Below are 24,112 nucleotides of genomic sequence, written 5' to 3'. Positions count from 1 at the left end.
GTTAAGCGTTTTCTTCAGAAATCCTTGGTATTTTTATGATATTGATTACTCCTGAATCTCCATTATTTCTTATGTCAAATGAATAATTACCTTGATACAGGGTATCTATTCGTTCTAAAACATTACTGATACCATTACCAAAAACAATCTTCTCTTGTTGTAATTGTAGGCCATTATTAGTTATCTCGAAAACGATTTCATCATGGTGAATAAATATTTTTATGCCGATAGTGATAGTATCATGGGTATACGAAAAACCATGTTTTATCGAGTTTTCTACAATAGGTTGTAAAATAAGTGGTGGGATTTTTTCAGACAATAAGGAGTTGGTCGTATCAATATCAAAATTTAGCTTATCACCAAACCGCAATTTTTCGATGCCTAAATATTTGTTTAAAATTGATAACTCTTCTTTCAAAGTAATATATTTTACATCTTTAATACTAAGTGTTTTTCTTAGCATTTCACTTAAATCTGCTATTGCATCTTGCGATTTTTCAATATCAATATCCATTAAGGAAGAAATATCGTTTAAAGCGTTAAATAGAAAATGTGGTTGAAGTTGTGATTGTAAGACTTTAATTTTTGAATCCAGTAGTTGTGCTTTTAAATTAGATTCTTTTATCTCCTGATCTTTTTGTTTTTGAAAATAGTAATAGGCATAAAGAATGGTGATTAATGTAAAATAGACAAAAAAGTTAAAATTCGAACTATAGGCTAGTCTCGATAAGATTACTTTAATATCGATAACATCGGTATATCCCAGGATGTATTTTTCATATCCTAATAGCAGAATCGAACTGTATAGTGATAATAAAACAGAAATTAAAGTATGAATAATGATACTAATGGGTAGAGAGAATTTGTTCATAATATAGACTCTCGTAAATATGATTGATGCTATAATAAATATGAACTTGGTGCCATAATTGAACAAATAATTCATGATGAGCCCAATCCAGGAAAATGTTTTAAATGAAACTCCACTTATTTTTTGAAAGAGTGCAATGATAAGAGCAAAAAGGCATGCCAAAATATAAAAGAGAACTATAAATCTAAAAAGTTTTTTGTCTAGCATTTTAAGAATTCTTAATATCAATTTTCTTTAGAAAAGAGGCTTTATATGTTTTTGTTAAAGAGAATGACTTTCCATCATTCATGGTAATGCTATAATCTCCCATGCCTTCTCCGATAACCTCTTTAATTTCTTTTAATCTTAGGATAGTTGATCTGTTTACACGAATAAATTCTTTTGGATCTAGTTTTTTAATAAAATCACTCATAGAGATACGATACACATGTTTTTGATCCGAATACGTAAAGATTTCGGCATAATATGCAGATGAAATGATGTATTTTACATCGCTAGTCTCAACAAAATAATACTTCTTACCAAGTTTTAAAACAATTCGCTCTAAGTATGTATTGCGCTCTTCTAAGATACTTGTTTCTTCATTTTTTAGAAATTGAATCAAGCTACTCATTTTTGAACTAAAAATTTCTTTTTCATTCAATTTAATACGATTGATTCCTCTGTGTAAAGCTTCAAAAAAGCGATCTTTTTTAAAAGGCTTTAATAAGAAATCAATAGCTTGTACTTCAAATGCTTTTACTGCAAAGCTATCAAAAGCAGTCACAAAAATAATAGTAGGAGTACATTCTGTATGTACCTTTTTTAGCACATCAAAACCAGTCATATCTGTCATTTGTATATCTAAGAAAACAAGATCAGGCTCTAACTCACGAATAGATTGTATTGCTTCCTTACCAGATGACGCTTCAAAAATAGAATTGGTTACTTCCGCTTCAATAATTAATTTTAAAATCCTTTTTCTAGCCAAAGCCTCATCATCAACAATAAGTATTTTCATAATAATTGATCTTGGTAAGTATATTGCTTTTTTAAGCCGTTCATAATTTAAACTTTTAATTCATAGTATCAAATCATTTTTTATAGAGACCGAAGTATAAAACGGACTGTAAGTAAACGAAACGTTTATAAAATTGTCAAAAAAATGATATTTACAAACGATTTCATGATATTTTCATCTAATTCTTTACGTAGTAATTCCTCATATTTGATCTATAAATTATCAAAAAATAACTTCAAGAAATATTAGAAGATGTTTTTTACAAAAAGTTTAGAGACCATGAGACTTAAAATATTAGTAATCATAATTTTTTCGACAATAACTGGCTATGCGCAAAGCCTAAATGAACTCTACAAGAAGAGTGTAGAAGCTTATAAAAATAAAAATTATGAAGCATTCGAAAAGCTTAATTTAGAAGCCCTAGAGTTGCATCCTTCGCAGCCTACAATATTATTTAATTTAGCAGCTTCCTATGCTCTTAATAGTAAGAATAAGCAGTCTTTTGAGCTTTTGAGTACTTTATTGAGTTGGAATGCCAAACTAAAATTTGAGGATGAAGATTTTAAACACCTTTTAGAAGAGAAGAAGTTTAAAAATGATTTAAAGGAAAAAGCTTCCTTTTTTTCAACTCAAAAAGAATCAAGCTCTGTTTTTTTCGAAGTACCAGGTAAATATCATATCGAAGATGTAGTGATGATAGATGATATTGCTTACCTAACCGATGTGAGAAATGGGTTTGTTATTAAATATAACCTGAAAACTAAAAAATCCGAAGAACTTCTATCTGTAGCAGGTTCTGCTTTTGCAATTATAAAGGGAGCAGATAAGAACTCTATTTGGGTGTCATCATCTATGTTTCCTAACTATAGTAAATATGACAAAGAGCAAAATAATAAGTCATTTATTTATAAGATAGATGCCAAGAATGGAAGTGTAATCACGAAAATAGAAATACCAGAAGAAGCTGTTATTGGGAGTATGGTTTTAGCTAAAAACAATAAAATCTATGCGACTAATTCTGTATCACCAAAAATATTTATAATAGATACTAATAAAGGAATACTCGAAAATTCTCTTGAAATTAAAGAAGCGTTTAACCTACAAGGGATAACTCTTGATGATACGCATGAATATGTGTTTATAGCCGATTATATAAAAGGGATCATGAAATTGAGTTTAACTGATTTTTCAAATAGAAAGTGGTATGAATCCAAAGAGTATTTATTAAAAGGAATAGATGGTTTAAATTATATTGATGATAATACATTAATAGCCATTCAAAATAATTCGAACCCAAAAAAGGTAATAAAGCTTAGTATAGATTCTAATAAGATAACTAAAGTAGAAATTTTGGATAATGCATTACCGCATAAAGGAGAGCCTACTAATGGTAAATTCTATAAAAAAATGGGATATCTTTATATTTCGAATAGTCAATGGCCTTTTTATGATAAAAAGAACACTCCATTAATAGAACAATGGGAGCCACAAAGGATAAGAATTTTTAAGACCTTTTAAAATGCTTGAAGAGCAAATTATTAGATATACAGAAGAGCAGTTGCCCGAAATCAAGAGCATTTTTTTTCTAAATGTTCCTGAGTATTTTGTAGAAAAAGAGTGGGACGACTTTACAGAGTATTTAAAATTGCATAGTACTACATATTTTGTTGCCAAGAATGAAAATGAGGTAATTGGTTGCGGTGGATATCATAAAAGTACTCCAGATACAGCAAGGCTTTCGTGGGATTTTATTCACCCAGAGTTTAAAGGTAAAGGTTTAGGGAGAAAAATGATTTTACATTGTATTGAAGAAATAGGAAAAGATCAAGATATACATAATATTGAGGTTTGGACTTCGCAACATGCATATCAATTTTATGCCAAATTTGGATTAGAAACATACCATATTGAAGAGCATTATTGGGGAAAAAACCTACATCTTTATAAAATGAAATCGAGAAAAGGGATTTAGTATACATCTGAATATAATATTTTACTCTTCCCAGGAACTACAAGTATGTCCTGTTTTCTGTATAAAAACTTGAAATCTGGCCGATTAGGGATGTCAACCGGAATGCATTTTTCGTGGAATCTTGTTCAGGATGTTTTTTTTGGTTTTGCAGTTAACAGCAATAGTACAAAAGTATCCATAATTAGTGTGGATGTGTCTAACAATGCCATAACTGGTGGAGTTTTTGGGCCAGAAGGAAGTGTGCTATTTCTATGTATATGTGTAATTGCAGTAATACTACTATTATTATGGAAAAAAATTAAGGGATACAGCGCTTTAGTTAATCCTTTGCTTATTAGAAAATACTCTTGAGATAGTTTGGCTCTTTTATGATTACCTCACTATGATAATTATCAGGTTTTGTGATCTTTAAAAAAATAGTATAATGTTTTGCTTATGAGTGAATTTTAAAAATTAAATTTCAATTTTATAGATTGTTCTTATGATATTGGTCATATTAAAAAAGAAGCGTAGTCCTTACATTTGGGATATTGGTCATAAAAAAGTTTATTATGGACATATCTATATTTTTAGCAAAATTTTGGGGCTGGTATTTAATTATATTTTTTTTCATATTGAGTTTTAATCCTAATAGGATTAAACAGATTTTTGAAGATCTGAAGGATCAAAAATTTGTAATTATAACCTCGTTTGTAGCAATTATAGTAGGATTACTCAATATCCTTTTTCATAATATATGGGAGCCAAGCTGGAAATTTATCATTACTATCATAGGTTGGATTTCATTAGGTATAGGTTTGGTGTTATTCATCTTTCCGAAAGGAACCACTAAGTGGTTAGAATTTATCAATATAAAATTGGTACAAGTGTTATACGTACTATTGTTTTTAACAGGGATTCTCTTGTTAAATGCAGGGTATGAGATCGTACCATATTGATCTTTTAAAAAGTTATGGCAATGTATACCTGAAGAAATCATAACCAAAGATATATCCTTGGTTAAGGATGAAAATGCTTCATTAGAGGAAATGTATAACTAACTACTGTCCAGTTCAAAAAAAATAGTTCTCGAAATTTAAGTTGTTTTTTAAATAATTCTTATACAAAATAGTACCGTAATGAAAACTCTTATCGTTTACTTTTCCTTTTCTGGAAATAATGAATTACTGGCAAAAGACCTAACCAAAGACCTGGAAGCCGATCTATTGCAGATCACCGAACCCAAAAAACGAGGGATGTTCAAGATTATGTTGGACATGTTATTTAATCGTTTTCCTAAGATCAATAAACTGAATATCTTATGGAGTGACTACCAACATATCGTTTTGATAGCTCCGATCTGGAACTATATTATAGCGCATCCAATGAAAACCTTCATCAAAAAAAATAAGGAGTACCTAAAAAACTATTCATTTATAACACTTTGTTCGGGGCGTGATACACAAAAAGAAAAGATAGTAGCTCAATTAAAAAAGTTGGCAAGCTATGAGCCTAAAGTAACTATAGAATTAGAAACCAGAACATTCATTACCTCAGAGCAAGAGAGTAAGGGAGCATATAAAGTAACTAAAGAAGATTTACAGAAGCTAAAAAAAGAAGAGGCGTATCATAAATTTTTAGAAACATATGTAGCCAAAAAATGATAGTTTTTGGATGTTACCTTTACTTCTAGTAGTGTTCACCCCATTGAGTTATTGCTTTTATTTCGACACAAGAATTAAGAATACTTAAATAAATACAACATTAAATCTTGACCTGATTTCGGATGGTTTCTTTTAAAAGTGTAAAAATGAAAAAAGCCCATAACATTATGTTATGGGCTTTTATGGAATTAAGTAAATTCCTTGCGGAGAATGAGGGATTCGAACCCCCGGAGGTGTGACCCTCAACAGTTTTCAAGACTGCCGCATTCGACCACTCTGCCAATTCTCCAGTGTTTAGTCTCATCAGGTATTCCCTGAATGCGGGTGCAAATATAAAAACTTTTTTAATTCTAAAAAGAAAAATTTTAAAAAATTTTAAGAGTTATTTTCTTTTAAGAAAACATTCTCATATTCATATGGGATGAATTGAGTATATTGTACATCTTTAATTAAATAATTTCATGAAAAATACTATAATACTAGTCAGCTCATTTATAGTCTGTTGTTGTGGAACATCTCAAAATTCTACAACTGCTAATCCAAAAATAGATTCACATACTAGTGTGAATACAGAATTAACCGCTGTTACCTATGCTGAAAGCATTACTGCCAAAGAATTAAAAGAATATTTATATGTTTTTGCAGGTGATGATTTCGAAGGCCGTGATACAGGAGAACCCGGTCAGAAAAAAGCTGCAGAATATTTAAAGAAACAATATCAAAGAATGGGTATTCCTTCTCCTTTAGGGGGAGATGATTACTATCAGGAAATACCCGAAAGTTATTTTAGAGGAGGTATTAAATCTTCAGAGAATGTATTGGCGTTTATTGAAGGTACAGAAAAACCTGATGAGATTGTCGTGATTTCTGCTCATTATGATCATGTAGGAACCGATGAAAAAGGTAATATTCATAATGGTGCCGATGATGATGGTTCTGGAACCGTAAGTTTATTAGAAATAGCAGATGCATTTATGAAAGCAAAGAAAGATGGGGTTGGGCCAAAGAGATCTATCCTGTTTTTGCATGTTACTGGTGAAGAAAAAGGACTATATGGTTCAAAATTTTATACAGAAAACCCTGTTTTTCCTTTAGAAAATACGGTAACAGACCTTAACATTGATATGATAGGAAGAATTGATAAGAAACATGAAGGAGAGGATAAAAGTAACTATGTATACTTGATTGGTAGTGACCGATTAAGTACAGAATTACATAATATTAGCGAAAAAGCAAATACAGAGCATACCAAATTGGATTTGGATTATACGTATAATGCTGAAAATGATCCAAATCGATTTTATTTTAGAAGTGATCATTACAATTTTGCAAAACATAATATTCCTATCATATTTTATTTTAATGGAGTGCACGAGGATTATCATAAACCAACAGATACGCCAGATAAAATAGAATATGAACTTATGACCAAAAGAGCAAAGTTGGTGTTTTATACTGCCTGGGAGGTAGCTAATAGAGCAGAAAGAATTATAGTTGATGGTGCTAAAGAAGGTGAATAACGAGATGTTAAGATAAAAACACACTACTGTGATAAAATAAAAAAGCCCTCGAAAAAGGGCTTTTTAAATTTTAGGGGTGGAAGACGGGATTCGAACCCGCGACCCTTGGTACCACAAACCAATGCTCTAACCAACTGAGCTACAACCACCATTTAATTTCGGGTGCAAAAATAAAGTATTTCTACCTTTCTACAAACATTTTTTTGAATTAAATTAAATCAAAAATAGAATCGACTGCTACATAGCGTTCTACGGTATAGCCTTCGGCATGGTGTACACCTACTATTCGCCCTAAATCGGCAGCACGATACTTTACACTTTCTATAAAATTCTTACTTGATATAGGAGTAACAGGCTCTTTACTACCCGCATCATAAAATTGAGAGGTATATGCCATTACACTTTCTATCTTTTTATCAATATAATTACTAATGTCAACTACAAAATCGGGTTCAATATTAGCCCATTGGATATAGTGATATACTTGTTTTGGTCTCCAGGGATCTTGATTCACGCCATCAAGAGTAGTTTCAATTTTTTTTAATCCCGACAGAAAACAAGCGTCACTAGCTAGCTTACTTCCTTTACCATGATCTATATGACGATCTATAATTGCATTACAAAGTACAATCTCGGGTTTATATTTTCTTATCTTTTTTATGACCTCTAATTGATGATCCTGATCATTTGAGAAAAACCCATCTTTAAAACCTAGATTTTCACGAGTGACAACTCCTAAGATTTCAGAAGCGTTTTTTGCTTCCTGATCTCTAATTTCGGGAGTGCCTCTAGTTCCTAACTCTCCTCTGGTAAGATCCAGTATTCCAACTTTTTTACCTCTACTAACTTCTTTGGCTATGGTTCCTGAGCAACTTAGTTCTACATCATCAGGATGAGCTCCTATGGCTAGAATATCTAACTTCATATTTTAATGTTCTAATTCTGGGACTTTTACTTTTTCTATGGCTTGTTGTATATCTTGCATTAAATCTTCTTTTTCTTCTATACCTACGCTAAATCGTACTAATCCATCTTTAATTCCTTGTAAATTTCGTTCTTCTTCGGTAAGTAAAGCATGTGAGGTAAGAGTAGGGGATAGCATAGTGCTTTCGACCCCGGCAAGACTCATAGAGCTTTTAATTAATTTTAATTCTTTTTGAAACTTACTGGCATCCAACCCTTCTTTTAATTCAAAAGATAACATACCACCATAACCAGTCATTTGTTTTTTTGCAATTTCATGGTCAGGGTGTGATTTCAATCCGGGATAATAGACTGTAGCGATGTCTTCATGCTTTTTAAGCCATTTAGCAAGCTTTAGGGCATTCTTATTCTGGCGTTGTACTCTAATCCCTAATGTTTTTATACTTCTCTCTAACATCCATACTGTAAAGTCGCTTAAACTACCGCCAAAGTTCTTAGCAACCTGAAATACCTGATCTATATTTTTTTCGGTAGAAATGACAGCTCCTGCAAGGATGTCACTATGGCCTCCCAGATATTTGGTAGCAGAGTGAATAACGATATCTATACCTAATAGAATTGGATTTTGATTTACAGGAGATGCAAAAGTATTGTCTATAATAGTAAGAATATTATTTTCCTTTGCTAACTCTGCAATAGGTTTAATGTCAATAATTGTGAGCAAAGGATTAGAAGGAGTTTCTATATAAATTACCTTAGTGTTAGGTTGTATTTTTTGTTTAAAACCTTCTGGAGTATGAGCATCTACATAAGAAAATTCTATACCGTGTTTTTCAAACTCTTCATTGATGAGATTAGCAGTTCCTCCATAGAGTGTACGTTGCAAAACAATATGATCTCCTTTCTGTAAAAATGCAAATAGTGTAGTGCTTATTGCTGCCATACCGCTACCAAAAATCAGAGAAGATTCTCCTTTTTCGAGCTTAGCTATTTTTTTGCATAATGTTTCTTGATTGGGAGTATTAAAATATCTCGGATAACGTTTTACATCTACATCTTCAAAAGCATAAGAGGTAGACATGTATATCGGTGATATAGCTCCTTTAAATTGTTCATCTTTGATTTCGCCAAGGTGAGTGCAGATGGTATTAAACCCCATATTTTTTGTATCCATAATGAATGCGGTAAATCTTATAATTATCGCATCTAAATTAAGATTTTCAGAAGAAATCAAATAAGATTTAACAGATTAAATGACTAGATATTACAGATTTGGTTTCGCCTTTTTTAACTTGGCTATATCATTTTTACTTTTGAGATGTTTCTCATTATTGTCTGGAAGAATTGTTGAGTATCATAGGGTTTAATGATTACATCATTCATGCCTACTGATAAAGCTTGGTTTCTTATTTCTCCTTCTTCAACAGCTGTTAGTGCTATAATTGGAATAGTGGTATTAAAAGTTCGTACTACTTTGGTGGCTTCAAGGCCATTCATTTCGGGCATATTTATATCCATTAATACCAAATCAAACTTTTCATTTTTTAACATTTCGATTGCATCCATACCATTGTTTGCAATACTACAAGTGTATCCTTTCTTTTTTAAGATATTTTGAGTAACAATTTGATTTATTTTATTGTCATCTACAATAAGAACATAGAAATTGCTTGTTCCGATACTTAGATTCTCTCCTGTTTTTAATGAAATTTCTTGTTCTTTTACAGCTTTTTCATAATATAGATCAAAATAGAATTCGGATCCCTGATTTTCTTTACTCTTTATATGAATTTCACTATTATGAAGATGAATTAGTTTCTTAACAATTGCCAATCCTAATCCTGTACCTTCATATTCTTGATTTTCGTTCTTTACCTGAGCAAAATTGTCAAAAATTGTCTGTTGCTTATTTTTAGGTATTCCTATTCCATCATCTCTAACAATAAAGCGTAAAGCATAGTTATCATCCTTATCATCGATACATTTTACACTAACCCAAATGTTTCCATCTTTGGTGAATTTAAGCGCGTTACCGATCAGGTTAATTAGTATTTGTGATAATCTTACCGAGTCTCCAAGTAAAGTAGCGGTTATTTTTTTGTCTATATCAATATGAACAGTATTGTTGTTGCTCTTTTGTTTGGTATGAAGAGAATTAACAATTCCTTCGATTAGTGTTTTGATATCAAAAGAAACCTTTTCGAGTTTAACTTCATTAGTTTCTATTTTACTTAATTGTAAAACATCATTAATTAAAGCCAAAAGGTAATCACCAGAAAATTTTAAAGATTCTAGGTATTCATTGGTCTTCTTTTTATCAGGGTCTTCCATCAATAAAGAGGTAAGCCCAATTACACCGTATAGAGGTGTTCTAAGTTCATGACTTACAGTAGAGATAAACTGGGACTTTAAAGTAGATACTTGCTCTGCAGTCTCTTTGGCACCTATTAATTCCTTGTTTTTGTCAATAAGATCATTGTTAAGCCTTTTCTTTTGTATATTATTTTTATAGGAACTAATTAAGAAAGCTAATGATATTAGAATCAAGATGATACCTAGGATAATACTGATTCTCCATTTTACAACTTCTGATTCGCTTTCTTTTTTTTCTGATTCTGCCTTTTTTGCTCTTTTTTCAAAAATATCAACCTCGTACTTAATATTAGCACGTCTCAGCTCTTTTAGTTTCTTATGGTTATTAGCTTGTAATATATTTTGAAATTGTTTTTTCTGATAACTGTATGCTTTTTGATAATCATCTTGTTTAACATATAGACCAGATTTGGTTTCATAGGCAGAGGCTAACTCTTCATAATACCTAGAAATAAGTTCATCATTATTTTTCTTATTTTTAGTTTCGCCAATAGCATATGATATTGCCTTATCTGTATACTCTTCTGATTTTTTAAATTTTCGTACACTTAGGAAGTATTTTCCTAAAAGACTATTTAATTTGGTTTTATCAAGGTTAGAAGATTTTTGATGAATCAACTTTCTTGCAGGTGCGAGGTATTCATAAGAACTGTCAAAATCATTTCTGGAAATATAATATTCTCCAAGATTTAATAATGGGCGTATCATTCTTATGGTATCTTTTAATCGTACTGCAAACTCATAAGATTTTTTGTAATAACCAACTCCTTGTTTACGTGTAAGGTTGTGTTTGGTGTATACTCGTGCAAGGTTATTATAAAGATCTGTCTCTAATACTTCGCTCTTTGAACTTCGGGCATAAGTTAATGCTCTTCTGTAATATCTTCTTGCTTCATTATCATCTTCGCTAGTTTCGTAATTTTTGGCAATAATATTATTGATATACCCAAGACTTTTGTCATCATTATTGTATTGTGCATAATGAAGTGCAGCTTGGGCTATTTCCAAAGACTGCTCGTACTTGTATTCTTCCTGTAGTTTCTCAGCCTTTTCAATATAACTTTGAATACTATCAGAAGTTATAGAAGATTGAGATTGTACAGTAAGAGTAAAGCTTATTAAAAATATTACTTTTATATGTTGAATAAAATTTTTCAACGTTCAATAATTCTTGGTTTATTTATGTTGACGAAAATACAAAAATAGATTTAACATAGTGTAATTCACCGTAAAAAAAGTGCTATTTATCCGTAATTTTTGTAAGTAATTAGATGTTTGTGTAGGAATTTAATTCGTTTTATAAGAAATCTTTCTATGATTAGAAAAAACTATTTAAATATAAATAATTAAAATTATACAGTAATTATTGTTCTATAAGTAGGTGTATATTTGCATTGTCAAAAATTAATCAATTATAAATTTTAAAAAGTAAAAAAATGGCATTTGTAGGTAAAAAATTCCCCAATCTGGACGTTGATGCAATGAACGATATGGGAGATACTTTTAAGCTTAATGTTTTAGAAGAAGCTAAAAATAAAAATAAAAAAGTACTGCTTTTTTGGTACCCTAAGGATTTTACATTTGTTTGCCCAACAGAACTGCATGCTTTTCAAGAGGCTTTAAATGAATTTGAAAAAAGAAATACGATTGTGATAGGAGCTTCTTGTGACACTCCAGAAGTTCATTTTGCATGGTTAAATACTTCTAAAGATAATGGTGGTATAGAAGGAGTAACATATCCAATTCTTGCAGATTCTAATCGTAATCTTTCTAGTACATTGGGTATCCTTGATATTACAAATGAAACTTATAATGAAGAAACAGGAGTTGTAACTGTAGAAGGTGATAATGTAACGTATAGAGCGACTTATTTAATCGACGAAGAAGGTACAGTTTTTCATGAAGGAATAAACCATATGCCTGTTGGTCGAAATGTAGCTGAATTTTTAAGATTGATCGATGCATATGCGCATGTACAAAAAAATGGAGAAGTGTGCCCGGCAAACTGGGAAGAAGGAAAAGATGCAATGAACGCGGATAGAAAAGGAGTAGCTTCTTACCTGGCAGCTCATTAATTGACAATCCGAATTAAAAATTTCTCTGGGATTTTTACCCAGAGAAATTTTTTCTAAACTTTAATTCAAATAATATGGTACAAGAACTAGCAACAGACAATCTTTCACAGCTAATACAGGATAGCGATACTGTTATCGTACAGTATTCTGCCACTTGGTGCGGTAATTGTCGGATTATGAAACCAAAATTTAAAAAACTGGCCTCAGAAAACAGTGATACAACTTTTGTTATTGTTGACGCTGAGAAATATCCTGAATCCAGAAAACTTGCTACGGTAGATAATCTTCCAACATTTGCTACATTCAAAGGCGGAGCTTTTGTAAATCAGGTTCAAACTAATAAATTTGATATTCTAAAAAATTTGGTAGATGAAGTTACCAGTAATTAAACATCTTACAGGCTTTATCGAAGAAAACGATGAAGATTTTATCGTAGAAACTATTGAAACCCTAGAGGCTTTAACAGAAGTACCTTCATTAAAAGATGAAGAGTTGGATGTTATTGGAGAACTGATCTCGAATATGTATGGAGCTCTAGAGGTGGATAAAATGATTAAAGAAGGTACTCCAAAAAAAGAAGCCCTAAACAGTTTCATGAAAAGAGTCCTTGGATCTATAGATACCTGAGAAATAAAAAAACCTACTATTACTTATAGTTGGTTTTTTTATTTTTTTAAAACTTTATTAATATTACAATATAATCTTACTAATTTTATAACTCTTAAAACAACAATCATTTATTATGGCTTCAATAACATTAAAAGGAAATACAATTCACACTAGTGGAAATTTACCAGAAGTAGGACAAAACGCACCAGATTTTGAGATGGTGAATGCTGATTTATCTACTGCAAAATTATCTGATTATAAAGGAAATAGAGTAGTTTTAAATGTTTTTCCTTCTATAGATACCGGAATTTGCGCAGCTTCAGTAAGAGCATTTAATAAAGAAGCAAGCAATTTATCAAACACTAAAGTATTGTGTATATCACGTGATTTACCCTTTGCTCAAGGTCGTTTTTGTGGAGCAGAAGGATTAGAAAATGTAATCAATCATTCTGATTTTAAAACCGGAGAGTTTGGAAAAAACTATGGACTAGAGATTGTAGATGGACCATTACAAGGGTTACATTCTAGAGCAGTTATCGTTCTCGATGAGAAAGGAACCGTATTGTATACAGAACAGGTGCCAGAAATTGTACAGGAACCAGATTATTCTGCGGCACTAGAAATATTGTCTTAATACCCGATGAGTAAGGTAGTAAAATTTGTGGTTGGCAGATTGCGAGGTTGTGGTTATGCTTTTAAAGGAGCTTTGTTGTTGATAAAGACAGAACCAAGTATACAAGTACAGGTTGGTATTGCAATATTGATGACGATATTAGGTTTTTATTTCGAGATTACTTCGATCGAGTGGATTTTACAAATTTTTGCTATTGGTTTGGTAATGAGTATCGAAGGGCTAAATACCACAATCGAGGCAATCGCAGATTTTATTCACCCGGATTTTCATAATAAGATAGGTATTATAAAAGATATAGCCGCGGGAGCTGTTTTTATTGCTGCAATTACAGCTATAATAATTGGATTATTAATTTATATCCCATATTTAGTTTAGAAAATTTTTTAGTCATTTTTACGTTCCAATATAGATATTCGTATTTTTGCGATAAGATACCCAAAAAATGGCCAAAAGAAAGGTAAGTACAAAAAGGAAAACAACAAAAAAACCTAAAACATCACTAAAAGAAAAATTTACGCTATCGAGACAGCAGAAAGTTGTTTTGGGTAGCTTCTTGTTCTTTTTAGGGATAGGATTATTTTTTGCTTTTGTTTCGTTTTTCTTTAATTGGAAAATTGATCAAAGTGAAATATCACAATTTTATAATAGAACATCATCTCCAAAGAACTGGTTAAGTAAATTTGGAGCTACAGTAAGTCATTTCTTTATTTTTAAAGGATTTGGAATTTCTGCATTGATTATCCCTGTGCTAACCTCATTAACAGGAGTGTATTTGTTCTTTGACCTCAACAAAAAAAAACTATTTGGATTTTGGTTTTGGGGCGGACTAGTTATGCTATGGATATCTATTGTTTTAGGGTTTGTAGAAAAAGATGGAGGATTATTAGCTGGTATTATTGGATATGAAACTAATGACTTTTTAAGAGACTATATAGGTTTTATAGGGACTGTTCTTGTACTTGCCTTTTTTGCTATAGTATATATTGTAGTACGTCTAAGATATACTCCAGAGAAAATATCTGATTCTTTAAAAAATACTCAAAAAGCTATTGCAAAGGATTTTGAAGGAACGCCAGAAACAAATAATGGACAAGTAGTATCAACTCCTTCGTCTGATACTGATAATTCTAGTTCTAGTATTAAAGAAAAAATAGATTCGATTATTGCTAAATCCAAAGACTTTAATAAAAAGTATGACGAGAAAAAGCAAAAGGAGAAAGAAGAAACAATCAAAAAGGATAGTAATACCAAAGAGGTTACTTTAAACCCTACAATTAATGATTTTTATGGAGATCCAAATAATCAAGATAACGAGATTCCCGAGAAACTAATTATAAAATCAGAAGATAATCCAGAGGATATTGCAATGGAGGTCGAAACTACAGTAGAAGAAGAAGTAGTCGGAGACCTAAGTGCTAAGCTGGTTAAAGATTTTGGCGAATTTGATCCAAAACTAGAGTTAGGGAACTATAAGTTTCCTGCAATTAGCTTATTAAAAGATTACACTACACAATCGGGTGGAATTACAATTGATCAAGGAGAGTTAGAAGAAAATAAAAACCGTATTGTAGAGACGCTTAAGAACTACAAAATTGAAATAGCTCAAATTAAAGCCACAGTTGGTCCTACAGTAACATTATACGAAATTGTACCCGAAGCTGGAATTCGAATTTCTAAAATTAAAAACCTGGAAGATGATATCGCATTATCATTAGCAGCTCTTGGAATTCGTATAATTGCTCCTATACCTGGTAAAGGAACTATTGGTATAGAAGTACCAAATAAAAAAGCTACTATTGTATCAATGCGATCTGCAATTTCATCTTCTAAGTTTCAAAATGCAGAAATGGAATTGCCATTATCTTTGGGTAAAACGATTTCGAACGAAACGTTTGTAGTTGATCTTGCCAAAATGCCTCACCTTCTTATGGCGGGAGCTACGGGACAAGGAAAATCTGTTGGACTTAATGCGATACTTACATCGTTACTTTATAAAAAGCATCCCGCAGAGGTAAAATTTGTTTTGGTAGACCCTAAAAAGGTAGAACTTACATTGTTTAATAAAATCGAACGACATTACCTGGCCAAATTACCCGATACAGAAGAAGCTATTATTACAGATAATACTAAAGTGATTAATACACTTAATTCTTTGTGTATTGAGATGGATGCTCGATATGACCTGTTAAAACAGGCAATGGTTAGAAATATTAAAGAGTATAATGTAAAGTTTAAAGCAAGAAAGTTAAATCCCGAGAACGGACATAAATTTTTACCATATATTGTACTTGTAGTAGATGAGTTTGCAGATCTAATTATGACAGCAGGAAAAGAGGTAGAAACCCCTATAGCTAGATTAGCTCAATTGGCTCGTGCAATAGGGATACATCTTATTATAGCTACACAGCGACCATCTGTAAATGTAATCACAGGTATGATTAAAGCTAATTTCCCTGCCAGAATAGCATTTAGAGTAACTTCTAAAATAGATTCTCGTACAATTTTGGATACAGGAGGAGCTGATCAATTAATTGGTAGAGGGGATATGTTATATACACAAGGAAATGATATTGTAAGAATACAATGTGCCTTTGTAGATACCCCAGAAGTAGAACGAATAACAGATTATATTGGTAGCCAAAAAGCATATCCCGATGCACATCTGTTACCAGAATATGTAGGCGAAGAAAGTGGCACAAGTCTTGATATAGATAAAAAAGATAGAGATAAACTTTTTGCTGAAGCTGCAGAAGTAATTGTAACAGCTCAACAAGGATCGGCGTCTTTATTACAAAGGAAATTAAAATTAGGGTATAATAGGGCAGGTAGATTAATAGATCAATTAGAAGCTGCCGGAATTGTTGGCCCCTTTGAAGGAAGTAAAGCAAGACAGGTTTTAGTACCCGATTTAATTTCGCTTCAGCAGTTACTGGATAATGAGTAATGAGCTGATTAATAATATGGTAATGATAATTAGTAATTAAAGAAGAATAAATAAAATGATAAAAAAGGCTATATTTTTACTATTTGTATTAGGCATAGGTACTACACAAGCCCAAAGTGCCAAAGATCTTTTGGATGAGGTTTCCAAAAAAGTAAATAGCTACACCAATATTGTTATTGACTTTAAATATTCTATTAACAATCAGGCAGAGAATGTTGCTCAGGAAACCAGAGGAGATGTAGCATTACAAGGAAACAAGTACCTGCTTAATATCATGGGAACCAAACGCATGTATGATGGTAAAAAGTTACATGTAATAGTCCCAGAAGATGAGGAAATCAATATTTCTTCACAAGATGAAGATGATGGTGCCAGTGTGACTCCTTCAAAAATGTTGACTTTCTATGAAGATGGTTATACCTATAAAATGGATATTGTTCAGGATGTAAAAGGTAGAAAAATTCAATATGTAAAATTGATACCTATTGACTCAAAAAGTGATTTAAAAGAAATATTGCTTGGTATTGATAAGCAAACAAAGCATATTTACAAAATGATTCAGAAACAAAATAATGGTACTAATGTTACAATTACGGTTAATAGTTTCAAAACTAATCAACCGCTGTCAAAAACATTATTTGTGTTTGATAAATCAAAATATGAAAATTATTATATCAATCGCTTAGATTAGAAAGAATAATACATAAGAAAATACAAAAGCATAGAAAAGAACGGGTGTGAAAATTTACACACGTTCTTTAGTTTTTAATTAATGTATATTTTTAGCGATTAGAAAACAGAAAACGAGTGAAAATTCTAGATAGGTATATTTTAACAACTTTTGTGAAGACATTTTTTCCGCTCTTTATAATTATTATGTTTATCCTTTTATTGCAAACCATCTGGCTGTTTATATCAGAATTGGCAGGAAAAGATCTGGATTTTTCAGTAATATTAAAGTTTTTGACGTTTGCAACACCTAGATTAATCCCTATGGTTTTGCCGCTTACTATCTTGCTAACGTCTATTATGATTTTTGGGAATTTTGCCGAGAATTATGAATTTGCCGCGATGAAATCTTCTGGGATATCTCTGCAACGAGCTATGAGAACGTTATCTGTTTTTATCTTTTTTGTAGGAATAGGAGCTTTTCTATTTTCGAATACAGTAATCCCGTCCTCAGAGAAAAGGTTTATAAACCTTCGTAAAAATATAGTTAAAGTAAAACCAGCAATGGTAATAACCCCTAATCAGTTTAATGATTTAGGGGATATAAATATAAAAGTAGCAGAAAAATATGGTGATAATGATGAGTTTCTTAGAGATGTTATCATTCATAAGAAAGCTGCAAGACCAGGTAATTTTACAGTTATAAAAGCAGTAGGAGGAGAGTTGAAAGGTAATATCAATTCTGATTTAATCACCTTGATCCTTAATGATGGCAATTATTATGATGAGATCCAACAGAATTCTCCTCAAAAAAGAAACAGATTACCTTTTGCCAAAACACATTTTAAAAAATATGTTCTTAATATAGATTTGTCATCTTTGGGTAATGTAGATATGGATGAACAACAATATAGCAAAGGATATAATATGCTTAATGTTAATGAACTAAAAGATCAGATAGATACATTATCTATCCAGGTTAATGCCGATGTGAAGAATATGACGGTAGAAATCGACAGAATGATAGGATTTGAAGGATTAAATAGAAATATTAAAATAACGGATTCTCTTTCAAAAACAAGTAATGATACGTTGCATGTAAGAGATTATTATAATACGCTTAAAAAAATACAGATATACCAGATTGCAAATTCTACAGTAGATGGAGTAATAAGAAAGCTAAATTCGACACAAAAAAATCTAAGTTTTAAGAAAAGGGCTCTAAATAAATATGAAATGTCATTTCATGATAAATTTGCTTTAGGAATTTCTTGCATCTTATTGTTCTTTGTTGGAGCTCCTTTGGGGGCTATAATTCGTAAAGGAGGGTTAGGATTACCTATAGTTATTGGAGTAGTATTGTTTTTGACATACCATTTTATTGGAATTTTTGCTAAAAACAGTGCAGAAGAAGGTGGGATTCCCCCATTTGTAGGTTCATGGCTTTCTACGTGTATTATATTTCCTCTAAGTATATTCCTAACATATAGGGCAACTACAGATCAAGGAATCTTTAATATGGATACTTTTATACAACCAATAAAGAATTTCTTTGCAAAACGATCTTCTAAATCTAAAAAATAGATTTCTTTTTAAATATCTTTGCCCGTAATAAATTTAAGAGTATGATTATGTCACAAGCAACTAATACCACAAACAAAATGAAACTGAACACCATTCAAGAAGCTATTGAAGATATTCGGCAAGGAAAGGTGATCATTGTGGTAGATGATGAAGATCGTGAAAATGAAGGAGATTTTATTGCTGCTGCAGAGAAAGTAACTCCAGAAATGATCAATTTTATGGCGACCCATGGTCGTGGATTGATTTGTGCTCCACTTACAAGAGATCGTTGTGAGGAGTTAAACCTGAATATGATGGTTCAGAACAATACCGTTTTGCATGAAACCCAATTTACCGTATCGGTAGATTTAATTGGACATGGGTGTACAACAGGGATTTCTGTACATGATAGAGCCAAGACTATAAATGCATTGATTCAGGAAGATACAAAACCTGATGATTTGGGAAGACCGGGGCATATTTTTCCGCTTAAAGCGAAAAATGGAGGAGTATTAAGACGTACAGGACATACCGAAGCAGCTGTTGACCTTGCAAGACTTGCAGGATTTAAACCAGCAGGGATTTTGGTCGAAATTTTGAATGAAGATGGTACTATGGCCCGTTTACCTCAATTGGTAGAGGTTGCCAAGAAATTTGACCTTAAATTGATATCGATTGAAGACCTTGTAGCCTATCGTATGCAGCATGATTCTCTGATCGAGAAAAAAGAAGATTTTGATATTACTACACGTTTTGGAAGTTATAGACTTAGAGCCTATAAGCAAACAACCAATGATCAAGTGCATATTGCCTTGACACTAGGTTCTTGGAAAGAAAACGAACCTGTGCTTACAAGAATTAATTCTACCTTGTTTAATAATGATATTCTGGGAACGCTAACCAATAATGCTGATAAACGACTGGATGCTATGTTTCAACGTATTAATGCTGAAGGTAAAGGAGCAATAATTTTTATTAATCAAGAAAGCCAATCCCTTAATCTTTTAGGGCGCTTAAGTGCCTTAAAAGAAATTCAAAATGGAAAAGATGTAGTAAAAGCACCAAAAATTGCCATGGATACCAAAGACTTTGGTATAGGAGCACAGATTCTACATGATATTAATATTCATAAACTACGATTAGTATCTAATACAGTACAACAAAAACGCGTTGGAATGATTGGATACGGTTTAGAAATCGTAGACTATGTGGGGTATTAAAATCTGATATCTATCTTATAGTACACTTTTTACAAGAACACCTTTTAAAGCTTCAACCATTTTTGAAGCTCTATCTGCTACTTCTGTTTCAGTCCAGTTTAATTTAATAAGGCAAGAAACAGTACGTCCCATCCATAGATCACTGGCATCAAATGACCGATTGTTTTTTTGTAACCCTAATTGTATTTCCTGAGATAGTTTACTAAGAGATTTTTGTTCTAAAAGATGTTCCCATTTTTTATAGTAATGCCAGTTATTATCAAACCAATAAAAACAAGCATCTACACCATTTTCTCCTAAAGCTTTATGTGCTTTTCTGGCAATATCTTCTGTAGGTAAAAATATATTTAAAAATGAATAATTTTCTACTCCTGTTTCTGGAACTCTTCTAAAAGAAACTTCGGGAACTGCTGCCAGAGCATTACGAAGTATAGTGTAGTTTTTTTCCTGGATTGTTAGTGTATGATCTAATTTTCTTAGCTGTGCAATTCCCACTGCCGCATTTAGTTCGGATAATCTATAATTATATCCTAAAAATGGATGTGTCTCTGCACCGCGATCATTACCAACATGGTCATGACCATGATCTTGGTATTTGTGTGCTCGATCTGCATAGGTTTCAGAATTAGTAATTATACCCCCACCTTCACCACAGGTAATTGTTTTAACATAATCAAAAGAAAAACAACCCAGATCTCCATAACTTCCTAATGGTTTTCCATCGTAAGTGGCTCCGATAGCCTGACAAGCATCTTCTAATAAAATAAGATCATGTGTATCACAAATTGCTTTTAATGTACTAAGATCTGCCATAGACCCACACATATGCACAGGCATGATTGCTTTTGTTTTTGGAGTTATAGATGCTTCAACAGCTTTAGGGTCCAAAGTAAGTGTATCATCTATATCACATAGTATTGGGGTGGCCCCAACAGATAATATAGCTTCAAAACTTGCTACAAAAGTAAATGTAGGCATAATTACTTCATCTCCAGATCCGATACCAGCACATGCCAATGCAACTGTTAAAGCTGCAGTTCCGCTGGATACTACCTGAGCATATTTGGATTGCATTCTGTTTGCTAAATCTCTTTCTAATTCTAATGCTTTATGATGGCCATTTCTCATTGGATCAAATCCATATCGCATTAAAACTCCATTATCTAAAACATCTTGAACTTCTTTTTGCTCTTCAGCACCAAATAACTCAAATCCTGGCATAGGTATAGTGTTAAATTAAAAACTCTTCCCGGCAAAAATACCGAAAAGAGTTTTGATTTTATAGTGGATATACCAGATTTTTTTGATTACAATAATATGGAATAATTTTTATAGAGTGAATTAAAATTTAACGAACCAAAATTTAGATAGTAATGATAGTATCTTTAATTGGGCGCCTTACTTTTTTGAACTCAGAAAACATATCATCTTCTGCTCTATACCCAATAGGTAGTACCAATACTGATGTTAGTCCTAAATCATTGAGATTAAGGACTTCATCATATTTTTCTGGTATAAAACCTTCCATAGGACAGGAATCTATTTTTTCGATAGCGCATACGGTAAGTATATTTCCCAAGGCCAAATATGCTTGTTTTGCAGCCCAATTAGATATCTCTTCAGAGGATTTATAAGTAAAAGAATCCACAAGCTGCTCTTTAAAAGGTTTTAATATTTCTTCGGGAGTATCTCTTATCTCTTTTACATTATCAAAATACTTAGATATGTATTGTTCTCCTATTGTCTTTTCGATACAAAATACCAGCACGTGTGATGCATCGGCAACCTGCTGTTGGTTCCAAGAATGTGGAGTAAGTTCTTTTTGTAGGTCTTTATTCTTAATTACCACTAATTTTAAGGGTTGCAAGCCATATGAAGTAGCAGTAAGGTTAAAAGCTTCTGTTAATATATCTATTTTTTCTTGAGAAAGGATTTTCTTATTATCGAATTTTTTGGTGGCATAACGCCAATGTAAACTTTCTATAATATTCATTCGAAGTTTTTTTAAGTATATGACAAAGATAGTACGATAAGATTTACCTTTGACAGGTAAAATGATAAGAAAAAACTATATCACAATTGTATGAATGCTATAGAAGAATTGATTAATAAATCTGAAACAAGAATCTTTAAAGCTGTATTCCCTAATACGACCAATCATTACGAAACTTTATTTGGTGGTACAGCATTACAGCTTATGGATGAAGTGTCTTTTATATGTGCTACTCGTTTTAGTAGAAAAAAAGTAGTCACCATATCTACAGATAAGATTGATTTTGGGAAACCAATACCCGAAGGAACCATTATAGAACTCGTAGCAAGAATTGCAGAAGTAGGAAGAACCAGTTGTTTGGTAAAAGTTGATATTTACAAAGAAGATATGTATAGCAATGATAGAGAACTTGCCGTTTCTGGGCACTTCAAGTTTGTTGCCATAGATAATAATAAAAATCCAATTCCTATAGTTAACAAATAATTCTTTGTGAATTAGCTATTTTTAGTTTTCAGATTCAAAAATAGAAAGGTTACATACACATTCATCATAAAAAATCATAGCCGTTTCTATATGGTCTATGTAACTAAAGTTTGCTAATTTATCAAGAATAAAGGATCTAAGATCATCAGAATCTTTTACTCCAATGTGAATCATAAAATCGGTATCTCCCGCCATATGATAAAACTTAATAACTCCTTTAAGTGTTCGTATTCTTTTAATAAAAGAATTTATAATTTCCCTTTCATGCTTTTTTAAACGTATAGCAATTATTACTTGTACATTGATCCCTAATTTTTTTAAATTAAGATCAGCATTAAAAGCTTTAAAAAATCCCTCTCTTGTTAATCTTTTTAATCGCTCATGGCAGGTAGAGGGCGCGATATCTAGCTCTGCAGCTAACTCTTTATTAGAAAGCCGAGCATTATTTTGTAATAGGTTTAAAATCTGAATATCCTTCTGATCTAACTTCATATTTACTATCTATTTAGAATTTATTTCGGTTTTACTGAAATTTAATATGAATATAATTCATATAATTTGTAAATATAGTGAATTTTGTTCGTGAACTTGTAAAATTAAATTCAAAAATGAATATAGGTATAATAGGATTGGGTACCGTAAGTAGAGGTTTTTTAGAAATTCTAGAGCAAAAAACAGATTGGATTTCTCAAAAATTTGGAAGTGATATCAAGGTAGTAGCTGTCAAAGATATTGCAAGAGGAAACATATATAATCCTCAGGGGATAAATATTAGTGAGCTTTTAAAAAAACTTAATAATGGGGAAAAAATCAGTGATACTTCATTAAAAGATGGAGATTCTCTTTCTGAAATAGATAGTGTAGATCTTATTGTAGAGGCAACTTATAGTGATTATACAACAGGAGATCCTGCATATACTTTCATTAAGGATGCTCTTACTAATGGTAAACATGTGGTTACTACAAATAAAGGTCCGGTTGCATTGCATTATACAGAACTAAACAAGTTAGCAAATGATAATAAAGCGATGTTACGATATGAAGGTACAGTATTAAGTGGTACTCCTACATTTTCATTAATAGAAGAATGCCTTGCTGGAGATGATATCGTAAGTATACGAGGAATTCTCAATGGGACGAGTAATTATATCCTATCAAAAATGTCTCAGGGAGATTCTTTTGAAAATGCATTAGGAGTTGCTCAAGAAAAAGGGTATGCAGAAGCAGATCCTACTAATGATGTTAAGGGATATGATGCAAGAGGAAAAGTAGCTATACTTTCTCATAAAGTCTTTGGTGTTGATCTGGGATTAGAAAATATACCTACTGTTGGTATTGATGCTATTTCTATAGAAGAACTGGATGCTGCTAAAAAGGAAGGAAAAAACATTCGTCTTATAGGGAGTTTAACAAAAACTGGTAAGACTATAGAAGCAAAAGTGCAGCCAGAAGCTTTGGATAACGAAGATGCACTATCAAATATAGGAGGTGTTACTAATGCGATAGAAGTCTCTACTGCATACTTAGGAAAACTTATGGTTACAGGACCCGGAGCCGGAAAACTTGAAACAGGCTATTCTGTATTCTCAGATGTATTATCAATAATTAAAAATAGTTGA

The 24,112-nt window shown here is 31.8% G+C and carries 25 protein-coding genes and 2 tRNA genes; 17 read left to right on the top strand and 10 right to left on the bottom strand.

Features of this window, described 5'->3' with window-relative positions; genetic code table 11:
* Position 1: 1 nt before the first annotated feature.
* Together DG435_RS05150 and DG435_RS05145 are read right to left on the bottom strand one after the other, a co-directional pair.
* Positions 2-1,078 (bottom strand): sensor histidine kinase, encoded by a 1,077-nt coding sequence (locus DG435_RS05150; RefSeq protein WP_106792959.1) that lies wholly within the window; start codon positions 1,076-1,078, stop codon positions 2-4.
* Position 1,079: 1 nt separating this feature from the next.
* Positions 1,080-1,871 carry a LytTR family DNA-binding domain-containing protein gene (locus DG435_RS05145; protein WP_106792958.1) on the bottom strand — a complete coding sequence of 264 codons (792 nt, stop codon included), beginning with the start codon at positions 1,869-1,871 and terminating at the stop codon, positions 1,080-1,082.
* Between the two features lie 279 nt (positions 1,872-2,150).
* Between DG435_RS05145 and DG435_RS05140 the strand changes: the two genes are divergently transcribed.
* The 5 genes from DG435_RS05140 (at position 2,151) to DG435_RS05120 (ending at position 5,486) form a co-directional block, all read left to right on the top strand.
* Positions 2,151-3,389: a hypothetical protein gene (locus DG435_RS05140; protein WP_159025605.1), complete on the top strand. Its 1,239-nt coding sequence runs from the start codon at positions 2,151-2,153 to the stop codon at positions 3,387-3,389.
* 1 nt (position 3,390) lies between these two features.
* Positions 3,391-3,843: a GNAT family N-acetyltransferase gene (locus DG435_RS05135; RefSeq protein WP_106792956.1), complete on the top strand. Its 453-nt coding sequence runs from the start codon at positions 3,391-3,393 to the stop codon at positions 3,841-3,843.
* 69 nt (positions 3,844-3,912) lie between these two features.
* Positions 3,913-4,194, top strand: a complete 282-nt coding sequence (locus DG435_RS05130) for a hypothetical protein (RefSeq protein ID WP_159025604.1) — start codon at positions 3,913-3,915, stop codon at positions 4,192-4,194.
* Between the two features lie 200 nt (positions 4,195-4,394).
* Complete coding sequence (locus DG435_RS05125) at positions 4,395-4,781, top strand: hypothetical protein (RefSeq protein ID WP_106792954.1); 387 nt, start codon at positions 4,395-4,397, stop codon at positions 4,779-4,781.
* A 180-nt stretch (positions 4,782-4,961) separates the two neighbouring features.
* Positions 4,962-5,486 carry a hypothetical protein gene (locus DG435_RS05120; protein ID WP_106792953.1) on the top strand — a complete coding sequence of 175 codons (525 nt, stop codon included), beginning with the start codon at positions 4,962-4,964 and terminating at the stop codon, positions 5,484-5,486.
* Between the two features lie 204 nt (positions 5,487-5,690).
* On the opposite strand, the gene DG435_RS05115 is transcribed toward DG435_RS05120, so the two are convergent.
* A tRNA-Ser gene (locus tag DG435_RS05115) sits at positions 5,691-5,775 on the bottom strand.
* 172 nt (positions 5,776-5,947) lie between these two features.
* Between DG435_RS05115 and DG435_RS05110 the strand changes: the two genes are divergently transcribed.
* On the top strand, positions 5,948-7,006 hold the full coding sequence (locus DG435_RS05110; RefSeq protein WP_106792952.1) for a M28 family metallopeptidase: 1,059 nt from the start codon (positions 5,948-5,950) through the stop codon (positions 7,004-7,006).
* 74 nt (positions 7,007-7,080) lie between these two features.
* Here the strand turns inward: DG435_RS05110 and DG435_RS05105 are convergent.
* The 4 genes from DG435_RS05105 to DG435_RS05090 all read right to left on the bottom strand — a co-directional run bounded on the left by DG435_RS05105 (position 7,081) and on the right by DG435_RS05090 (position 11,461).
* Positions 7,081-7,156, bottom strand: a tRNA-His gene (locus DG435_RS05105).
* A gap of 58 nt (positions 7,157-7,214) precedes the next feature.
* A complete protein-coding gene (gene bshB1 / locus DG435_RS05100; RefSeq protein ID WP_106792951.1) occupies positions 7,215-7,931 on the bottom strand; it encodes a bacillithiol biosynthesis deacetylase BshB1 in 717 nt (238 codons plus the stop codon).
* 3 nt (positions 7,932-7,934) lie between these two features.
* Positions 7,935-9,104 (bottom strand): PLP-dependent aspartate aminotransferase family protein, encoded by a 1,170-nt coding sequence (locus DG435_RS05095; RefSeq protein WP_106792950.1) that lies wholly within the window; start codon positions 9,102-9,104, stop codon positions 7,935-7,937.
* Between the two features lie 122 nt (positions 9,105-9,226).
* Entirely contained in the window at positions 9,227-11,461 is a 2,235-nt protein-coding gene (locus DG435_RS05090) for a response regulator (RefSeq protein WP_106792949.1), read from the bottom strand.
* 278 nt (positions 11,462-11,739) lie between these two features.
* Here DG435_RS05090 and DG435_RS05085 point away from each other — a divergent pair, with 278 nt between their 5' ends.
* The 9 genes from DG435_RS05085 to ribB all read left to right on the top strand — a co-directional run bounded on the left by DG435_RS05085 (position 11,740) and on the right by ribB (position 20,017).
* Complete coding sequence (locus DG435_RS05085) at positions 11,740-12,378, top strand: peroxiredoxin (protein WP_024771128.1); 639 nt, start codon at positions 11,740-11,742, stop codon at positions 12,376-12,378.
* A 74-nt stretch (positions 12,379-12,452) separates the two neighbouring features.
* A complete protein-coding gene (locus DG435_RS05080) occupies positions 12,453-12,767 on the top strand; it encodes a co-chaperone YbbN (protein ID WP_106792948.1) in 315 nt (104 codons plus the stop codon).
* Positions 12,748-13,005 carry a hypothetical protein gene (locus tag DG435_RS05075; RefSeq protein ID WP_024771126.1) on the top strand — a complete coding sequence of 86 codons (258 nt, stop codon included), beginning with the start codon at positions 12,748-12,750 and terminating at the stop codon, positions 13,003-13,005. Before DG435_RS05080 ends, DG435_RS05075 begins: the two co-directional genes overlap by 20 nt.
* Positions 13,006-13,120: 115 nt before the next feature.
* Complete coding sequence (gene tpx / locus DG435_RS05070) at positions 13,121-13,621, top strand: thiol peroxidase (protein WP_024771125.1); 501 nt, start codon at positions 13,121-13,123, stop codon at positions 13,619-13,621.
* Between the two features lie 6 nt (positions 13,622-13,627).
* The gene (locus DG435_RS05065) at positions 13,628-13,996 is read left to right on the top strand and encodes a diacylglycerol kinase (protein WP_106792947.1); all 369 of its coding nucleotides are present in this window, start codon (positions 13,628-13,630) and stop codon (positions 13,994-13,996) included.
* Positions 13,997-14,063: 67 nt separating this feature from the next.
* Positions 14,064-16,565 (top strand): DNA translocase FtsK, encoded by a 2,502-nt coding sequence (locus tag DG435_RS05060; protein WP_106792946.1) that lies wholly within the window; start codon positions 14,064-14,066, stop codon positions 16,563-16,565.
* A gap of 58 nt (positions 16,566-16,623) precedes the next feature.
* Positions 16,624-17,256, top strand: coding sequence for an outer membrane lipoprotein carrier protein LolA (locus DG435_RS05055; protein WP_369871783.1), 633 nt, complete (start codon positions 16,624-16,626; stop codon positions 17,254-17,256).
* 116 nt (positions 17,257-17,372) lie between these two features.
* On the top strand, positions 17,373-18,818 hold the full coding sequence (locus tag DG435_RS05050; RefSeq protein WP_106792944.1) for an LptF/LptG family permease: 1,446 nt from the start codon (positions 17,373-17,375) through the stop codon (positions 18,816-18,818).
* A gap of 77 nt (positions 18,819-18,895) precedes the next feature.
* The gene (gene ribB / locus DG435_RS05045) at positions 18,896-20,017 is read left to right on the top strand and encodes a 3,4-dihydroxy-2-butanone-4-phosphate synthase (protein WP_234387109.1); all 1,122 of its coding nucleotides are present in this window, start codon (positions 18,896-18,898) and stop codon (positions 20,015-20,017) included.
* Positions 20,018-20,032: 15 nt separating this feature from the next.
* Here ribB and DG435_RS05040 read toward each other — a convergent pair whose 3' ends face one another.
* Positions 20,033-21,238, bottom strand: a complete 1,206-nt coding sequence (locus DG435_RS05040; RefSeq protein WP_106792942.1) for a DegT/DnrJ/EryC1/StrS aminotransferase family protein — start codon at positions 21,236-21,238, stop codon at positions 20,033-20,035.
* Positions 21,239-21,380: 142 nt separating this feature from the next.
* Entirely contained in the window at positions 21,381-22,010 is a 630-nt protein-coding gene (locus DG435_RS05035; RefSeq protein WP_106792941.1) for an NAD(P)H-dependent oxidoreductase, read from the bottom strand.
* Between the two features lie 90 nt (positions 22,011-22,100).
* On the opposite strand from DG435_RS05035, the gene DG435_RS05030 reads away from it, so the two are divergent.
* On the top strand, positions 22,101-22,493 hold the full coding sequence (locus DG435_RS05030; RefSeq protein ID WP_024771117.1) for an acyl-CoA thioesterase: 393 nt from the start codon (positions 22,101-22,103) through the stop codon (positions 22,491-22,493).
* Positions 22,494-22,514: 21 nt separating this feature from the next.
* Here the strand turns inward: DG435_RS05030 and DG435_RS05025 are convergent, their stop codons facing one another.
* Positions 22,515-22,985: an Lrp/AsnC family transcriptional regulator gene (locus DG435_RS05025; protein WP_106792940.1), complete on the bottom strand. Its 471-nt coding sequence runs from the start codon at positions 22,983-22,985 to the stop codon at positions 22,515-22,517.
* 116 nt (positions 22,986-23,101) lie between these two features.
* On the opposite strand from DG435_RS05025, the gene DG435_RS05020 reads away from it, so the two are divergent.
* Positions 23,102-24,112 (top strand): homoserine dehydrogenase, encoded by a 1,011-nt coding sequence (locus DG435_RS05020; protein ID WP_106792939.1) that lies wholly within the window; start codon positions 23,102-23,104, stop codon positions 24,110-24,112.

Source organism: Aquimarina sp. Aq78, from assembly GCF_900299525.1.
Classification (GTDB): Bacteria; Bacteroidota; Bacteroidia; order Flavobacteriales; family Flavobacteriaceae; genus Aquimarina.
The sequence above is the reverse complement of the archived record's forward strand: the minus strand, read 5'-3'. Positions and strand labels throughout refer to the sequence as shown.

Bases quoted from the DNA above. Each gene is read 5' to 3' on its own strand.
- DG435_RS05135 (WP_106792956.1), top strand. From the start codon at position 3,391: ATGCTTGAAGAGCAAATTATTAGATATACAGAAGAGCAGTTGCCCGAA.
- DG435_RS05080 (WP_106792948.1), top strand. From the start codon at position 12,453: ATGGTACAAGAACTAGCAACAGACAATCTTTCACAGCTAATACAGGAT.
- DG435_RS05145 (WP_106792958.1), bottom strand. From the start codon at position 1,871: ATGAAAATACTTATTGTTGATGATGAGGCTTTGGCTAGAAAAAGGATT.
- DG435_RS05020 (WP_106792939.1), top strand. From the start codon at position 23,102: ATGAATATAGGTATAATAGGATTGGGTACCGTAAGTAGAGGTTTTTTA.
- DG435_RS05025 (WP_106792940.1), bottom strand. From the start codon at position 22,985: ATGAAGTTAGATCAGAAGGATATTCAGATTTTAAACCTATTACAAAAT.
- DG435_RS05065 (WP_106792947.1), top strand. From the start codon at position 13,628: ATGAGTAAGGTAGTAAAATTTGTGGTTGGCAGATTGCGAGGTTGTGGT.
- DG435_RS05110 (WP_106792952.1), top strand. From the start codon at position 5,948: ATGAAAAATACTATAATACTAGTCAGCTCATTTATAGTCTGTTGTTGT.
- DG435_RS05150 (WP_106792959.1), bottom strand. From the start codon at position 1,078: ATGCTAGACAAAAAACTTTTTAGATTTATAGTTCTCTTTTATATTTTG.
- DG435_RS05120 (WP_106792953.1), top strand. From the start codon at position 4,962: ATGAAAACTCTTATCGTTTACTTTTCCTTTTCTGGAAATAATGAATTA.
- DG435_RS05030 (WP_024771117.1), top strand. From the start codon at position 22,101: ATGAATGCTATAGAAGAATTGATTAATAAATCTGAAACAAGAATCTTT.
- tpx (WP_024771125.1), top strand. From the start codon at position 13,121: ATGGCTTCAATAACATTAAAAGGAAATACAATTCACACTAGTGGAAAT.
- ribB (WP_234387109.1), top strand. From the start codon at position 18,896: ATGAAACTGAACACCATTCAAGAAGCTATTGAAGATATTCGGCAAGGA.
- DG435_RS05060 (WP_106792946.1), top strand. From the start codon at position 14,064: ATGGCCAAAAGAAAGGTAAGTACAAAAAGGAAAACAACAAAAAAACCT.
- DG435_RS05075 (WP_024771126.1), top strand. From the start codon at position 12,748: ATGAAGTTACCAGTAATTAAACATCTTACAGGCTTTATCGAAGAAAAC.
- DG435_RS05040 (WP_106792942.1), bottom strand. From the start codon at position 21,238: ATGCCAGGATTTGAGTTATTTGGTGCTGAAGAGCAAAAAGAAGTTCAA.
- DG435_RS05035 (WP_106792941.1), bottom strand. From the start codon at position 22,010: ATGAATATTATAGAAAGTTTACATTGGCGTTATGCCACCAAAAAATTC.
- DG435_RS05095 (WP_106792950.1), bottom strand. From the start codon at position 9,104: ATGGATACAAAAAATATGGGGTTTAATACCATCTGCACTCACCTTGGC.
- DG435_RS05125 (WP_106792954.1), top strand. From the start codon at position 4,395: ATGGACATATCTATATTTTTAGCAAAATTTTGGGGCTGGTATTTAATT.
- DG435_RS05085 (WP_024771128.1), top strand. From the start codon at position 11,740: ATGGCATTTGTAGGTAAAAAATTCCCCAATCTGGACGTTGATGCAATG.
- bshB1 (WP_106792951.1), bottom strand. From the start codon at position 7,931: ATGAAGTTAGATATTCTAGCCATAGGAGCTCATCCTGATGATGTAGAA.
- DG435_RS05140 (WP_159025605.1), top strand. From the start codon at position 2,151: ATGAGACTTAAAATATTAGTAATCATAATTTTTTCGACAATAACTGGC.